This window comes from Amycolatopsis roodepoortensis (genome assembly GCF_014873915.1).
GTDB classification, from domain to species: Bacteria; Actinomycetota; Actinomycetes; order Mycobacteriales; family Pseudonocardiaceae; genus Amycolatopsis; species Amycolatopsis roodepoortensis.
This window is the reverse complement of the sequence record NZ_JADBEJ010000004.1, coordinates 1,391,357-1,404,962: the sequence shown is the minus strand read 5'-3', so window position 1 is coordinate 1,404,962 and position 13,606 is coordinate 1,391,357. Positions and strand designations below refer to the sequence as shown.

The window sequence follows — 13,606 nt, the reverse complement described above, 5'->3', positions numbered from 1 at the left end:
GAATTACCCAAAGGCGGGCTTCGTCAACCCGTGACGAAGAACTGACCAAACCGGACTGTCGGCCCCAGACGTGATACGGCACACTCTTGCCGCATGGCGGACACGACGACAACAGAACAGACCGGTCCGGCCGGTCAACCGAGCCTCAAGCGGGTGATGGGTTCCAAACTCCTGCTGTTCTTCGTGGTGGGGGACATCATCGGGACGGGCGTCTACGCGCTCACCGGGCAGGTGGCCGGCCGGGTGGGCGGCGCGCTGTGGCTTCCGTTCCTGATCGCTTTCGTGGTCGCGTTCATGACCGCGTTCAGCTACCTGGAACTGGTCGGGAAGTACCCGCAGGCGGCGGGGGCCGCGCTCTACACGCACAAGGCGTTCAAGATCCGCTTCCTCACCTTTATGGTGGCGTTCGCGGTGATGTGCTCGGGGATCACGTCGGCCTCGTCGGCGGCGAAGGCCTTCGGAGCCACATATCTCGCCGAGTTCATCACCGCGCCGATGCCGCTGGTGGCGATCCTGTTCGTGATCGGACTGGCGCTGATCAACTTCCGCGGGGTCGCCGAATCGGTGAAGACCAACGTGGTGCTGACCTGCATCGAGATCGCCGGCCTGCTGATCATCATCGGGGTCGGCGTGTGGGCGGTGCTCAACGGCAACGGGGACGCCTCGCGGCTGGTCGAGTTCGACACCGAGAACCAGACGATGCTGGTGGCGATCACGTCGGCGACTTCGCTGGCGTTCTTCGCGATGGTCGGTTTCGAGGACTCGGTGAACATGGCCGAGGAGTGCAAGGACCCGATCCGGATCTTCCCGAAGGCGATGCTGTGGGGCATGGTCATCGCCGCGACCATCTACATCCTGGTCTCCGTGACCTCTTCGCTGCTGGTGCCCGCGGACGAGCTGGAGGCGGCCAAGAGCAGCGCGCTGCTGAAGGTCCTCGACGTCGGAGCGCCCGGCTTCCCGCGTGAGGTCTTCTCCGCGATCGGTCTTTTCGCGGTCATCAACTCGGCGCTGATCAACATGCTGATGGCCAGCCGTCTGCTGTACGGCATGGCGAACCAGCGGATCATCCCGAAGCAGCTGGGCACCGTGCACCCGTTCCGCCGCAGCCCGTGGGTGGCGATCGTGTTCACCAGCCTGATCGCGATCGGCCTCGTGTCCTTTGTGGACATCGGGGTGCTCGGCGGTACGACGGCGTTGCTGCTGCTGGCGGTGTTCGCCATCGTCAACGTCGCGGTCCTGGTGCTGCGCAAGGAGAAGGCGGCGCACAAGCATTTCCGGGCGCCGACGATCATCCCGGTGCTGGCCGCGATCTTCTGCGTCTACCTGGTGACGCCGCTGTCCGGACGGCCCGCGCGCGACTACAAGGTCGCCGCGATCCTGCTCGGCGTCGGCATCATGCTGTGGGGGATCAACTGGCTCATCATGCGGGCCACGCACAAGGAAGAGGACCGGCAGCCGGTCGAGCCGCCGGTCGGCTGACCCGTTTCGGGCGGTTTCGTATGTCGTGAAGGGGACTTTCGCCGCATCGGATGTGGGGAAAGTCCCCTTCACGCTTGGTGCCGCCGCCTCACCGGGCTAGAGCGCCGGTGTCGCGAAAGCCACTTTCGGGACATCAGACGTCGCGAACGTGGCTTTCGCGACATGTCACCGGGCTCGGATCAACCGCGGCTGAGCGCCTGGTAGTCCACCGGGCTGTGGGCCGAGAACACGGTGACCTCGTCGGCGTGTTCCCGGCTCAGCTCCCGCAACCGCTCCACGTTCTCCAGCCGCGGTTTGCGCAGGGTCTGCACCATATTCTGGAACGCGGTCATCCCCGGCGGGCAGTGCGGCTTCACGGGATCCATCTGACCGTGGAAGAAGTACGCGTCGCCCGCGTGCAGCAGCCAGCCGTCGCCGGTGTCGACGGCCACCCCGGTGTGCCCCTTGGTGTGCCCCGCGAGCGGCACCAGCAGGATCTCCGGCGGCAGGCCCTTCAGCTCGCGGACGGCCTGGAAGCCGAACCAGTCGTCCCCGGCCTCGTCGTACATGCTCCACAGTGGACGGTGGGCGAACTGGTTGGCGCGGAACCGCAGCTTCTCGCTCTGGCCGGCCGGTGACGTCGCCGCGTCGTGCTCCGCGGTGCGGACGTGCACGACGGCGTTCGGGAAGTCGGCGAGCCCGCCCGCGTGGTCGACGTCGAGGTGGGTGCAGATGATGTGCCGGACGTCTTCGAGCTGGTGGCCGAGCGCCTCGACGTGGTGCGCCGCGGTCTCCGTCTCGACCGGCTTGGCGCCGACCATCATCGTGAACGGCCCGCCGAGCCACGCGCCGGGATTCTCGACGCCCTTGCGGCCGAAGCCGGTGTCCACCAGCACGAGCCCGTCGCCGGTCTCGATCAGCAGGCAGTGCGCCACCAGCTCCGAGCGGCGCAGCAGGCCGGGCTGGCCGTCGAGCAGCTTCCCGCCCGGTGCGCGCATCGTGCCGCAGTTCAGGTGGTGCACCTTCATAGCCTGCTCCTCTGGCTGAGCCGTTCGAATGCGGTGGCGTCGTGCGCGGCGAAGACCGTCACCTCGGCCCCGTTGTTACTGACAAGTTCGCGCAGCCGGCGCTGGTTGTCCAGTCGTGCGGTCTTCTCCGTCTGCATGTACGACTCGAAGAAGCCCAAGGCCAGAGGGATATGCGGCTTTCGCTCCAGCTCGCCGCCGTGGAAGACGGCGTCACCGGCGTTGAGGAGCCAGCCGTCGCCGGTGTCGACCGCGACGCCCGCGTGCCCGCGGGTGTGCCCGGCGAGGGGGATGATCAGGACGTCCGGGACCCCTTCGAGCTCGCGGACGGCGTCGAAGCCGAACCACGGCTCGCCGTCGGCGCGGTACGACCTCCACAGTGGACCGTGGCTGAACTGGACCTTCCGGTAGCGGCTCGCCTCCTTGCGGTCGATCGGCTTCTCCAGCGCCTGGAGTTCACGATCGTGGACGTGGACCCGCGCCTGAGGGAAGTCGACGAGCCCGCCCGCGTGGTCGAGGTCGAGGTGGGTGAGCACGATGTCGCGCACGTCGGCCGGGTCGAAGCCGAGCTTGCGGATCTGGGTGGTGGCACTCAGGTCGTCGTCGCTGTCGGGGTGCACCAGCCGGACGAAACCGGCGCCGAGCCATTCAGCCGGACGAGTGACCGTCGGCGTTCCGACACCGGTCTCGACGAGCACGAGCCCGTTGTCGGTCTCCAGCAGAAGGCAGTGGCAGATCAGCTCGGCGCGGCGGAACAGACCGGGCCTGCCGTCGACGAGCTTGCCGCCGACCGGCCGCATGGTTCCGCAGTTCAGGTGATGGACGCGCATCAGGACAGCTCCCGTTCGAGGGTGGCACGGAGGTGAGGGGCGATCGCGCGCAGCGGCGCGGTGTCGTGCAACGTCTTGGCCAGCAGCAGCCCGCCCTCGATGGCGGCGAGGACGACCGTGGCCAGGTGGTCCGCCTTATCGGTGTCGAGCGCTTCGGCGATGACGGTGTGCCAGGACTTGTAGCCGTCGGCGCAGGCCTGGCGGATCACCTCGCTGTCACCCGACGCGTCGAGCGCGACCGTCGCGAGCGGGCAGCCGCGCTGGAAATCCGACTCCTCCAGCGAGGTCGCCAGCGCTTCGACCACGTTTTCGATACCGGTGACGATGTCGGGCGCGTTCGCGGCGATCGTGCGCAGCTGGTCGCAGAGCCGGTCGGCGGACTGGCGGATGGCCTCGGCGGCCAGCTGCTCCTTGCCGCCGGGGAAGTGGAAGTAGAGCGAGCCCTTGGGCGCGCCGACGGCGGTGACGAGCTGATTGAGCCCGGTGGCGTGGTAACCCTGCTGGTGGAAGAGCTCGGCGGCGGAATCGAGCATGCGCTGCCGGGTGTCGGTGCGACGGACCATGCGGCCGACTGTAGCTCAAACTATGACGACCGGTCTAGTAAGACCCGAGCCCAACGCGGATCTCGCGTGATTGGAGGCGTAACTCGCGTGATCGGACGCCGCACTCATGAGTTCGCCGTCCAATCACGCGAGATACGCCTCCAATCACGTGAGTTACGCGTCTGATCACGCGAGTCGCGCCTTGCCGCTCACAGGGCCAGGTAACGTCCGGCCCGTGTACACGCCCTACGCCGAACTCGACGAGGTCCTCACCGACCTGGTCGCGTCAGCCCGCGAGATCCTCGGCGACACCTACGTCGGCGCGTACGTCCAAGGTTCCTTCGCGCTCGGCGCCGGCGACCTCCACAGCGACTGCGACTTCATCATCGCGACCACCGAACCGCCCAGCGGCGAGATCGAAGCGGATCTCCGCGTGCTCCACGACGAACTTCCCACCAGGGAAGGCTTCTGGTGCAAGGAAATCGAGGGCTCGTACGCGGACGTAGCGTCGCTGAAAACCAGCCAGGGCCTCGGCACGCCGTGGTTGTACTGCGACCACGGCCATCGCGTCCTGATCTGGGACACCCACTGCAACAGCCTCCACACACGCTGGATCCTGCGCCACAAAGGCATCGTGCTCGACGGCCCGCCGATCGCGACCCTCGTCGACGATCCGCCACCGGACGCGATGCGCGCGGCGATGCGCGAAGAGTTGCATGGTCTGGTCGACGGCGTCCGCGCGTGGGCGCCCTTCGACATCGCGTGGACCCAGCGCTACATCGTGTCGACTTGCTGCCGCGTGCTCTACACGCTGCGCACGGCCGAGGTCGAGTCGAAGCGCGGCGCGCTCGAATGGGCGCGTGAGTACCTCGATCCGCGCTGGCGGCCGTTGCTCACGCAGGTGCTGCAAGACCGCGAACTCGGCTGGGATCCGGAAGATCCGCCGCGTCCGGGCAGCCTCGAAGCGGCCTGCGAGTTCGCCGCGTACGCCGAAACCCTAGACACCGATCGCGGACGCTGACCCGCCGAACTGTTGTCGCAGCTCGCGTTTGAGCAGTTTCCCGGACGCGTTCTTCGGCAGTTCGCCGACGAAATGCACCGATTTCGGCACCTTGTGCGCCGCCAGCGACTTCTTGGCGAACTCGATCAGTTCCGCTTCCTCGACGGGTTCCTTCGCCACGACCACCGCGGCGATCGCTTCGATCCAGCGTTCGTGCGGCAGGCCGACGACGGCGACCTCGGCGACGGCGGGGTGCGCGTACAGCGCGTCTTCCACTTCGCGCGACGCGACGAGCACGCCGCCGGTGTTGACGACGTCCTTGATCCGGTCGACGACGAACAGGTAACCCTCTTCGTCCTGCCGCACCAGGTCGCCCGAGTGGAACCAGCCGCCCTCGAAAGCCTCCACCGACTCCTCGGGCTTGCCCCAGTAGCCGGTGCACAGCTGGGGAGAGCGGTACACGACCTCGCCGAGTTCGCCCGGCGGGAGGTCGTTCATCTCGGCGTCCACCACCCGCGTCTCGACGAAGAGGACCGGCCGCCCGACGGAATCCGGCCTCGCGTCATGCTCTTCCGGTCGCAGCACTGTCGCGAGTGGACCGATCTCCGACTGCCCGAAGCAGTTGTAGAACCCGACTTCCGGCAGCCGTGCGCGGAGCGCGTTCAACACCGGCACGGGCATGATCGACGCGCCGTAGTACGCCTTGGTGAGGCAGCTCAGATCCGCGTCCGCGAGACCGGGATGATTCGCGAGCCCCACCCAGACGGTCGGCGGGAAGAACAGCGAAGTGATGCCCTGGCGGGGAATTCGCGCGAGGATGTCGCCGAGGTCGGGCGCCTCGACGAGGTGGTTCGTCGCGCCGACGGCCAGCCCGGGCATGAGGAACACGTGCATCTGCGCCGAGTGGTACAGCGGCAGCGCGTGCAGCGGCACGTCACGGTCGCTCAGGTCGAGCGCCGCGATACAGGACGAATACTCGTGCACCAGCGCGCGGTGGGTGAGCATCGCGCCCTTCGGCCGCGAGGTCGTGCCGGACGTGTAGAGCAGCTGGACGAGGTCGTCGTCGGCGACCCCGGACTCCTCGTGCGGGGCGACGGTCTCGTCCAGCGCCCACTCCAGAACGTCCAGTGTGGACACATGATCGACCTCGACGTACCCGGCCAGCGAGGGGTCGACGAAGGCGACAGCGGGTTCGGACTGCGTGAGCAGGTACCTGAGTTCTTCACCGCGCGCGTTGAAGTTCACCGGCACGTGCACCAGCCCGGCCCGCGCGCAACCCAGGTACAGCAACAAGTACGCGTCGGAGTTCTTGCCGAAGGCCGCGACGCGGTCACCGTGGACGAGCCCGCGGCCGAGCAGTTTCGCCGCGACCCGGCCCGCCGCGCGGTCCAGCTCCGCGTACGTCCACACGCGATCGGCGAACGTGAGGGCGACCCGGTCCGGGACGCGGCGCGCGCTCCGCTCCAGGACGCGGCCGACGGTGCTGGGGTAGCCGGGAACGGTCATCGCGGCGGTCTCCTTCGTCCGGGCGTGGCGTTCTCACAGTAACCTCGTCCGCATGGCCAATCCCACCGGAGAGCAGTTCGAGATCACCCGCGGCAACGCGCGCGCCGTCGTCACCGAGATCGGTGCCGGGCTGCGCGCGTTCGAGGTCGGCGGAGTGCCCTACGTCGAGGCGTTCGCCGAAGACGAGAAGCCGCCGAAGGGCGCCGGGCAGGTGCTGCTGCCCTGGCCGAACCGCACCAAGGCCGGCCAGTGGGTGTACCAGGGTGAGAAGCAGCAGCTCCCGATCACCGAGGAGGCGCGCGGCAACGCGATCCACGGCCTGACCCGGCACGAGGAGTGGGAGCTCCTGGAGCACGCGGAGTCGTCGATCACGCTGGCCATCGACGTCCCGGCGCAGGAGGGCTGGCCGGTGCCGCTGCGCGCGACCATCACCTACGAGATCTCGCCGCGCGAGCTGGTCGTGACGCACGAGATCCGCAACGAGGGCGAGAGCCCGATCGGTGTCGGGCTCGGCACGCACCCCTACTTCCGCATCGGCGACGTGCCCACCGACGAGCTGACCCTGACGCTGCCCGCGAGCCGGGTCCGCCCGTATCTCGGTGACGAGCAGATGCCGTACGCCGACGAGCAGGACGTCGAGGGGACCGAGTACGACTTCCGGTCCGGCAAGGTGCTCGAAGGCGTCGACCTCGACACGGCGTTCGGCGGGCTGGCCGTCGCCGAGGACGGCAACCACCACCACGTCCTCTCGCACGGGGAGCAGGAGCTGCTGGTCTGGGCCGGGCCGGACTTCCGCTGGGCGCAGGTGTTCACGCCGGGCGACCTGGTCGGCCGCGGACGGGCGGTGGCGATCGAGCCGATGACCTGCCCCGCCGACGCGCTCAACACCGGCACCGACCTGATCGACCTGGAGCCCGCGTCGTCGTGGACCGGGAGCTGGGGAATCCGGGTGCGCTGATGGAGCCCCTTCTCCGGCTGGGCCACGCCGACGCGGGTGAGGTGCTCACGCTGCAGCGCGCGGCGTACGTCCCGGAGGCAAGGGAGCACGAGAACCTCGACCTCCCGCCGCTGCTGGAGACCTTCGAGCAGGCCAAGGAGGCCCTGGGCGATCCCGCGTGTTTCGCCTGGGGCATCAGGGAATCCGGCCGGCTGGTGGCGAGCGTCCGGATCGTCGTGGACGGCGAGGCCGGTCTCGTCGGCAGGCTCATCGTGGCCCCGGACAGACAGGGGCACGGCCTCGGCAGCTCGTTGCTGCTCGCCGCCGAGACGGCCGCGCCGCCCTCGGTGACCGTGTTCCGCCTGTTCACTGGGGAGCGGAGCGCGGGTCCGCTGCGGATGTACCGGAAGCTCGGCTACGTCGAGACGCACCGCACGCCCGAGGCGCACTACGAACTGGTCCATTTCGAAAAGCCCCGTGTGCGGACCGGTGGCCCAGTTCGTTAGCGTGTCGAAGTATGTCTGACAAAGCACAGGTCAAGGCCATCGTCGGTGGTTACGTCGTCCCGGTCGACGGTGATCCCATCGACGGCGGCACGGTCCTCATCGAGAACGGGAAGATCGCCGCGGTCGGCACGGACGCCGACGTCGACGTCCCCGACGACGCCGAACTGATCGACGCCGCGGGCAGCTGGGTGCTGCCCGGGTTCATCGACGCGCACGCCCACCTCGGCGTCCACGAGGACGGTGAGGGCTGGTCCGGGAACGACACCAACGAGATGACCGACCCCAACGGCGCGCGGTTCCGCGCGATCGACGGGATCGACCCGTACGAGCCCGGCTTCGACGACGCGCTCGCGGGCGGCGTCACCAGCGTCGTCATCAAACCCGGCTCCGGGAACCCCATCGGCGGGCAGACGATCGGCGTCAAGACCTGGGGCCGGACCGTGCTCGACATGATCTTCGCCGAGGGTGTCAGCGTGAAGAGCGCGCTCGGCGAGAACCCGAAACGGGTCTATGGCGAGAAGAAGCAAACTCCGTCGACCAGGCTCGGCGTCGCGTCGACCATCCGCGACGCGTTCACCGCCGCGCGCAATTACGCCGCCCAGCGCGAGCACGCCGCCGGTGAGGGCAAGCCGTTCGACGTCGACCTGACCAAGGAGACGCTGGCCAAGGTCCTCGACGGCGAGCTGTACTGGGACCAGCACGTCCACCGCGCCGACGACATGGTGACCGCGATCCGGCTGGCCGACGAGTTCGGCTACAAACTGGTGATCAACCACGGCACCGAAGGGCACCTGATCGCGGACCTGCTCGCCGAGCGGGACGTGCCGGTGATCCTCGGCCCGCTGTTCACCACCAAGTCCAAAGTGGAGCTGCGCAACCGAACCCTGCGCGCGCCCGGCATCCTCGCCAGGGCGGGCGTGCGGATCGCGATCACCACGGACCACCCCGTCGTGCCGATCAACTTCCTGGTGTACCAGGCCGCGCTGTCGGTGAAGGACGGCCTCGACCCGGAGACCGCGCTGAAGGCGCTGACCGTCAACCCCGCCGCGATGCTGGACCTCGACGACCAGGTCGGCTCGCTGAAGCCCGGCCTCGACGCCGACGTGGTCATCTGGTCGGGTGACCCGCTGGACGTGATGAACCGGGCCATGCGCGTGTTCGTGCGCGGGCGCGAGGTCTACCACTTCGACGAGGCCACCGGCGTCGGCGTCACCGAGGAGCGGCGCTACCGCGAAGGCTGACCCGGCCTTGTCAGGGTGATCGGCCTGTGCTCTCATGTGTTACACACTGGGGAGGATGTGTAACACATGAAGCGCTGGGTCTTCGTTCTCGTCGTCGGTCTCGGTTTCCTGGTCGTCACCTTGCTGTTCGCCCGCGAGGATCCGAGCGTCATCAAGTGCGGTGGCCGGATCATGGGCCCCGGCGACGTCTGCGAAAGCACCAAGGGTGGCCGCACCGTCGACGAGGACACCTACGACCAGATGAAGGCCGCCGCCGAGTCCAGGGCCGAGACGTTCCGCGACCACGGGCTCTGGATGGCCGGGGTCGGGGTGGCGCTGACCGGCTTGGGGGTGACGATGCTGATCCGCGGGAAACGGCGAAAGGCCAGGCAGGGTGGGCAGTGGCCGGTGCAGCCGGGATTCCCGCAGCAGCAGGGTTTCCCGCAGTCGCCGGGTTTCCCGCAGCAGGGTCATCCGCAGGCTCACGGTGCTCAGTTCCCGCCGCCGCAACCCCAGTGGCAGCCGCCTCGTCCGCCGCAGGCTGGATGGCCGCCGCAGGCCGGTCCGCCGCCACAGCAGTTCGGCCCGCCGGGGCACGGAGGCTCGTGAGGTGCCTGCTGGCTCCCGGCCGCTGTTGATCCCGGGTCCGGTCGGTGAAGGCCTGGGGAGTGGTGTCGCGAAAGCCACTTTCGGGACATCAGACGTCTCGAAAGTGGCTTTCGCGACATGCTCGCCACGGCGGTGCCGGGACCGGCCACGGCCGACGTTGCGAAAGCCACTTTCGCAACGTTGAAGGTTGCGAAAGTGGCTTTCGCAACCCCTGCCAAGCCCGGCACCCCACAGCACAGGTGAGCTCCGGAAACGCAACCCGTGCCCGCAGTAGGTGCGCAAGACACCCTTCGCCCTAACCGTCCTTGCCGCTCACGAGAGCAGCCGGCCGAGATCCAGCTTCACCGGAAACGGCTCGTCGGCACGGAATTCGCCGGTCATGGCCGGAGCGTCCTGATAGCCGAGTTCGCCCGCCTGGTGACAGGCGACGAGCGAGACCGGCTCGCTGAGATCGACGATCCAGTAATGCGGGATGCCCGCGTCGGCGTACTCGCCGTGTTTGGTCACGTAGTCGGTGCGCTTCGAACCAGGCGACACGATCTCGACCACCACGACGACGTCGTCCGCGCGGTACATCGTGTCCTCTTCGTCGATCCGTTCGCCCGCCTCGCGAAGGGCGATGATCAGATCCGGCCGCCTGGCGAAACCGGGCTCCCCGGGCGGCACCAAGCCGAGATCGACGTCGATGTCCTGGACGAACTCGAGGTGATCGGGCAGCTGCGATTCCAGCTGCCTCGCCAAGGCGTACAGCGCCTTGTTGTGTCTCCTCTTGGGGCTCGGTGACATGACAAGGCGGCCTTCCACGAGCTCGGTGAATCCGGAATCGGGCTCACCGAGCGCCGCGTACTCCGCGACCGACAGCAGGTGATCCGGGACGGCCCACCCTGATTCACCGTGCGACCCGGTCGTGGAATGGGGAAGGGCTGTCACAGCGTCTCCTCACGTCATCCACAGTGTCTCACGGCCAGAACGTGACCATCGGCGATCGTATCAGCGCGGAGTGTCAGCCTTTCCGCAGTTCCCGCGCGATCACCATGCGCTGGATCTGGTTCGTGCCCTCGAAGATCTGCGGCACCTTCGCCTCCCGCATGTACCGCTCCGCCGGGAAGTCCTTCGTGTACCCGGCGCCGCCGAGCACCTGCACGGCGTCGGTGGTCACCTTCATCGCGCCGTCGGTCGCGACGAGCTTCGCGATCGACGCCTGCCGCTGGAACGGCAGCCCGCGGTCGCGGCGGCGGGCGGCGTCGAGGTACATCGCGCGCGAGGTCTCGACGGTCGCGGCCATGTCCGCCAGCAGGAACTCCAGGCCCTGGAACTCGATGATCGGCCGCCCGAACTGCGTGCGGCCCTTCGCGTACTCGAGCGCCTCGTCCAGCGCGGCCTGCGCGAGCCCGACGGCGCAGGCGGCGATGCCCAGCCGTCCGGAGCTGAGCGACGACAGTGCGATCTTCAGCCCCTGGCCCTCTTCGCCGATCCGCCGGTCGGCGTCGACGGCGGCGTCCTCGAACATCAGCTGTGCCGTGGTCGACCCGGTGAGGCCCATCTTCCGCTCGGGCGGCGCGGCCGACAGGCCCGGCGTCGCCGCGTCGACGAGCAGGCAGGAGATGCCCTGCCCGCCGTCGTCGCTGGTGCGCACCATGGTCGTGTAGAAGTCGGCCTCACCCGCGTGGGTGATCCACGCCTTCGTGCCGTTCACGACGTACTGGTCGCCGTCGAGCCGCGCGCGAGTGGACAACGCGGCCGCGTCGGAGCCGGCGTGGGTCTCCGAGAGCGCGTACGCGCCCAGCAGGCCGCCTTCCAGCATCGCGGGCAGCCAGCGGTCACGCTGCTCGTCGGTGCCGTGGTGCGCCAGCGCGAAGCAGGACATCGTGTGCACGGAGAGCCCGACACCGACCGACATCCACGCGGCCGCGATCTCCTCCAGGACCTGCAGGTAGACCTCGTACGGCAGCTCGCCGCCACCCCAGCGTTCCGAGTACGGCAGGCCGAGCAGCCCGGCCTGCCCGAGCAGCCGGAACTGCTCGCGCGGGAAGTGCGCGGTCTCCTCGTACTTGCCGGCGATCGGGGCGAGTTCCTCGCGCGCGATCTCCTTGGCCAGGTCGATCAGATCCTGGGCCTCGGTGCTGGGCAGCAGACGGTCCGCCGGCATGGCTCCTCCGAGCTGAACGGTACTAAAAACAGTACTGTGGGCTGATTCAGCGTACAGTAGACGGCGCTGGGGGTATACCGTTCGCGTAGGGGATAGTGATCCGATGACCTCGCGCCGCCAGCCCACCGCGCGTCAGAGAGCACTGCTCTCGGAGCTTGAAGCGCTCTTTCTCGCCGAAGGGTTTTCCCAGTTCACGCTGGACGACCTGGCCGCCAGGCTCCGCTGCTCGAAGTCGACCCTCTACGCGCTCGCGCCCAGCAAGGAGCAGCTCGCGGTCAAGGTCGTCACCCACTTTTTCAAGGGCGCCGCCGAGCTGCTGGAGGAGCGGATCGCCGGGATCGACGACGCCCGCAAGATCCTTGGCGAGTACCTCGCCGGGATCTCCGAGTACCTGAATCGCGCTTCGGCCGCTTTCATGACCGACATAGCCGAATTCGCGCCGGCGCGGGACGCGTATCAGCTCAACAGCCGCGCCGCGGCCGGGCGGATCCGGTCGTTCATCGACCGCGGCGTCACCGACGGCGTTTTCCGCGAGGTGCACGCGCGGCTGATCGCGGAAATGGCGGGGCTGATCATCGAGGGAATCCAGACCGGAGTGATCGGTCAGCGCGCCGGGGTGACCGACGCCGAAGCGTTCACCGCGTTGTCGGAGCTTTTGCTCGGCGGGATAGCGACAAAAAATGTCCTGAACTGACAATTCTGGTGATCCGGCCGCCGCCTCGGCTAGCATCGCGCCCGTGATCGTCGTAGGTGGAGAGGCGCTGGTCGACCTCGTTCCCGGTGCACCATTGGATTCCACTGTGGACGGTGGGTTGCGCGCGCTCCTGCCCCGGATGGGTGGTGGTCCCTACAACGTCGCGCTCGCCGCCGGGCGGCTCGGCGTCCCGACGGGCTTCCTCTCACGCGTCTCCGAAGACCGCTTCGGCGTCGCGCTGGTGGACCGGCTGCACGCCTCCGGCGTCGACACCGCCTTGCTGCAGCGGGGAAACGAGCCGACGACGCTCGCCGTGGTCGCGCTCGACGAAAAGGGTTCCGCGCGGTACACCTTCTACACCGAGGGCACCGCGGACCGGCTGGTCGCCGACCCCGGCCCGCTGCCGGAGGATGTGACGGCGCTCTCGCTCGGCACCCTCGGCATGGTCCTGGAGCCGGGCGCGAGCACGTACGAAACCGTGTTGCGCCGCGAATCCGCCCGCGGCGTCCTGACCGTGCTCGATCCGAACATCCGTGCGGCGCTGATCACCGATCCGGCGGCGTACCGCGCGCGGTTCGAGTCCTGGCTGCCGCATGTCCGCCTGCTCAAGATCTCCGACGACGACACGGAATGGCTCGCCGAGGGCGCCGACCCGGTCGACGCCGCAAAGGTCTGGACCTCTTGCGGAGTCGATGCCGTCGTGCTCACCCGGGGCGCGCGGGGGTTGTCCGTGATCACACGAGCGGGCGAAATCGCGCAGGTCCCGTCACGCCGGGTCGACGTCGTGGACACGATCGGCGCCGGGGACACCGTGCAGGGCGCCCTCCTGGCGTGGCTGTACTCGAACGGCGTGCGTGACTTGTCCACACTCGACGCCGACGGCTGGCGGACGGCGCTCGAATTCGCGGCGAAAGCGGCGTCGATCACCGTCTCGCGGAGCGGGGCGGAACCGCCGACGGCGGACGATATGGCATCCGCCGTGTGAACCTGGTCCCAAAGGGGCTGTTGTGAGCAACTCACCCGCTGCGCGTTGACCCCATTCTCGACTAGCGTAGAGGGGAATTCATACCCCAGCGGGGCGGTGTGCAGCGAGGCCGTGGGTCACGCGCGTGAAAGAGGGCGTACCTGTG

General features: G+C 68.4%; 14 protein-coding genes. 8 read left to right on the top strand and 6 right to left on the bottom strand.

Translation table 11 applies throughout. The features are described from left to right. Positions 1 to 93 precede the first annotated feature (93 nt). Positions 94 to 1,479 carry an APC family permease gene (locus tag H4W30_RS17310; RefSeq protein ID WP_192743734.1) on the top strand — a complete coding sequence of 462 codons (1,386 nt, stop codon included), beginning with the start codon at positions 94 to 96 and terminating at the stop codon, positions 1,477 to 1,479. A gap of 179 nt (positions 1,480 to 1,658) precedes the next feature. Here H4W30_RS17310 and H4W30_RS17305 read toward each other — a convergent pair whose 3' ends face one another. From H4W30_RS17305 to H4W30_RS17295, 3 genes are read right to left on the bottom strand one after another with little or no spacing between them, the layout of a single operon-like run. After that, positions 1,659 to 2,486: an MBL fold metallo-hydrolase gene (locus tag H4W30_RS17305; protein WP_192743733.1), complete on the bottom strand. Its 828-nt coding sequence runs from the start codon at positions 2,484 to 2,486 to the stop codon at positions 1,659 to 1,661. After that, positions 2,483 to 3,313 carry an MBL fold metallo-hydrolase gene (locus tag H4W30_RS17300; protein WP_192743732.1) on the bottom strand — a complete coding sequence of 277 codons (831 nt, stop codon included), beginning with the start codon at positions 3,311 to 3,313 and terminating at the stop codon, positions 2,483 to 2,485. Before H4W30_RS17300 ends, H4W30_RS17305 begins: the two co-directional genes overlap by 4 nt. Further along, positions 3,313 to 3,876 (bottom strand): TetR/AcrR family transcriptional regulator, encoded by a 564-nt coding sequence (locus tag H4W30_RS17295; protein ID WP_192743731.1) that lies wholly within the window; start codon positions 3,874 to 3,876, stop codon positions 3,313 to 3,315. Before H4W30_RS17295 ends, H4W30_RS17300 begins: the two co-directional genes overlap by 1 nt. 214 nt (positions 3,877 to 4,090) lie before the next feature. On the opposite strand from H4W30_RS17295, the gene H4W30_RS17290 reads away from it, so the two are divergent. Further along, positions 4,091 to 4,876 carry an aminoglycoside adenylyltransferase domain-containing protein gene (locus H4W30_RS17290; protein ID WP_192743730.1) on the top strand — a complete coding sequence of 262 codons (786 nt, stop codon included), beginning with the start codon at positions 4,091 to 4,093 and terminating at the stop codon, positions 4,874 to 4,876. Here the strand turns inward: H4W30_RS17290 and H4W30_RS17285 are convergent. Further along, positions 4,853 to 6,361, bottom strand: coding sequence for a fatty acyl-CoA synthetase (locus H4W30_RS17285; protein WP_192743729.1), 1,509 nt, complete (start codon positions 6,359 to 6,361; stop codon positions 4,853 to 4,855). The genes H4W30_RS17290 and H4W30_RS17285 overlap by 24 nt on opposite strands. A 52-nt stretch (positions 6,362 to 6,413) precedes the next feature. On the opposite strand from H4W30_RS17285, the gene H4W30_RS17280 reads away from it, so the two are divergent. The 4 genes from H4W30_RS17280 to H4W30_RS17265 all read left to right on the top strand — a co-directional run bounded on the left by H4W30_RS17280 (position 6,414) and on the right by H4W30_RS17265 (position 9,633). Next, complete coding sequence (locus H4W30_RS17280; RefSeq protein WP_192743728.1) at positions 6,414 to 7,319, top strand: aldose 1-epimerase family protein; 906 nt, start codon at positions 6,414 to 6,416, stop codon at positions 7,317 to 7,319. Beyond that, positions 7,319 to 7,804 carry a GNAT family N-acetyltransferase gene (locus H4W30_RS17275; RefSeq protein WP_225949369.1) on the top strand — a complete coding sequence of 162 codons (486 nt, stop codon included), beginning with the start codon at positions 7,319 to 7,321 and terminating at the stop codon, positions 7,802 to 7,804. Before H4W30_RS17280 ends, H4W30_RS17275 begins: the two co-directional genes overlap by 1 nt. 11 nt (positions 7,805 to 7,815) lie before the next feature. Then, positions 7,816 to 9,045, top strand: a complete 1,230-nt coding sequence (locus H4W30_RS17270; protein WP_126730531.1) for an amidohydrolase — start codon at positions 7,816 to 7,818, stop codon at positions 9,043 to 9,045. 66 nt (positions 9,046 to 9,111) lie between these two features. Further along, entirely contained in the window at positions 9,112 to 9,633 is a 522-nt protein-coding gene (locus tag H4W30_RS17265) for a hypothetical protein (protein WP_192743726.1), read from the top strand. A gap of 312 nt (positions 9,634 to 9,945) precedes the next feature. Here the strand turns inward: H4W30_RS17265 and H4W30_RS17260 are convergent, their stop codons facing one another. Together H4W30_RS17260 and H4W30_RS17255 are read right to left on the bottom strand one after the other, a co-directional pair. After that, a complete protein-coding gene (locus H4W30_RS17260; protein WP_192743725.1) occupies positions 9,946 to 10,563 on the bottom strand; it encodes a Uma2 family endonuclease in 618 nt (205 codons plus the stop codon). A gap of 73 nt (positions 10,564 to 10,636) precedes the next feature. Beyond that, positions 10,637 to 11,782, bottom strand: coding sequence for an acyl-CoA dehydrogenase family protein (locus H4W30_RS17255; protein ID WP_192743724.1), 1,146 nt, complete (start codon positions 11,780 to 11,782; stop codon positions 10,637 to 10,639). 103 nt (positions 11,783 to 11,885) lie between these two features. Here H4W30_RS17255 and H4W30_RS17250 point away from each other — a divergent pair, with 103 nt between their 5' ends. Beyond that, entirely contained in the window at positions 11,886 to 12,476 is a 591-nt protein-coding gene (locus H4W30_RS17250; protein ID WP_192743723.1) for a TetR/AcrR family transcriptional regulator, read from the top strand. A gap of 43 nt (positions 12,477 to 12,519) precedes the next feature. After that, positions 12,520 to 13,461 (top strand): carbohydrate kinase family protein, encoded by a 942-nt coding sequence (locus H4W30_RS17245; protein WP_192743722.1) that lies wholly within the window; start codon positions 12,520 to 12,522, stop codon positions 13,459 to 13,461. The last annotated feature ends 145 nt before the right edge of the window (positions 13,462 to 13,606 follow it).

Coding starts and splice junctions, on each gene's coding strand:
- H4W30_RS17310 (WP_192743734.1), top strand. CDS start 94: ATGGCGGACACGACGACAACAGAACAGACCGGTCCGGCCGGTCAACCG.
- H4W30_RS17275 (WP_225949369.1), top strand. CDS start 7,319: ATGGAGCCCCTTCTCCGGCTGGGCCACGCCGACGCGGGTGAGGTGCTC.
- H4W30_RS17295 (WP_192743731.1), bottom strand. CDS start 3,876: ATGGTCCGTCGCACCGACACCCGGCAGCGCATGCTCGATTCCGCCGCC.
- H4W30_RS17280 (WP_192743728.1), top strand. CDS start 6,414: ATGGCCAATCCCACCGGAGAGCAGTTCGAGATCACCCGCGGCAACGCG.
- H4W30_RS17300 (WP_192743732.1), bottom strand. CDS start 3,313: ATGCGCGTCCATCACCTGAACTGCGGAACCATGCGGCCGGTCGGCGGC.
- H4W30_RS17270 (WP_126730531.1), top strand. CDS start 7,816: ATGTCTGACAAAGCACAGGTCAAGGCCATCGTCGGTGGTTACGTCGTC.
- H4W30_RS17305 (WP_192743733.1), bottom strand. CDS start 2,486: ATGAAGGTGCACCACCTGAACTGCGGCACGATGCGCGCACCGGGCGGG.
- H4W30_RS17255 (WP_192743724.1), bottom strand. CDS start 11,782: ATGCCGGCGGACCGTCTGCTGCCCAGCACCGAGGCCCAGGATCTGATC.
- H4W30_RS17285 (WP_192743729.1), bottom strand. CDS start 6,361: ATGACCGTTCCCGGCTACCCCAGCACCGTCGGCCGCGTCCTGGAGCGG.
- H4W30_RS17265 (WP_192743726.1), top strand. CDS start 9,112: ATGAAGCGCTGGGTCTTCGTTCTCGTCGTCGGTCTCGGTTTCCTGGTC.
- H4W30_RS17250 (WP_192743723.1), top strand. CDS start 11,886: ATGACCTCGCGCCGCCAGCCCACCGCGCGTCAGAGAGCACTGCTCTCG.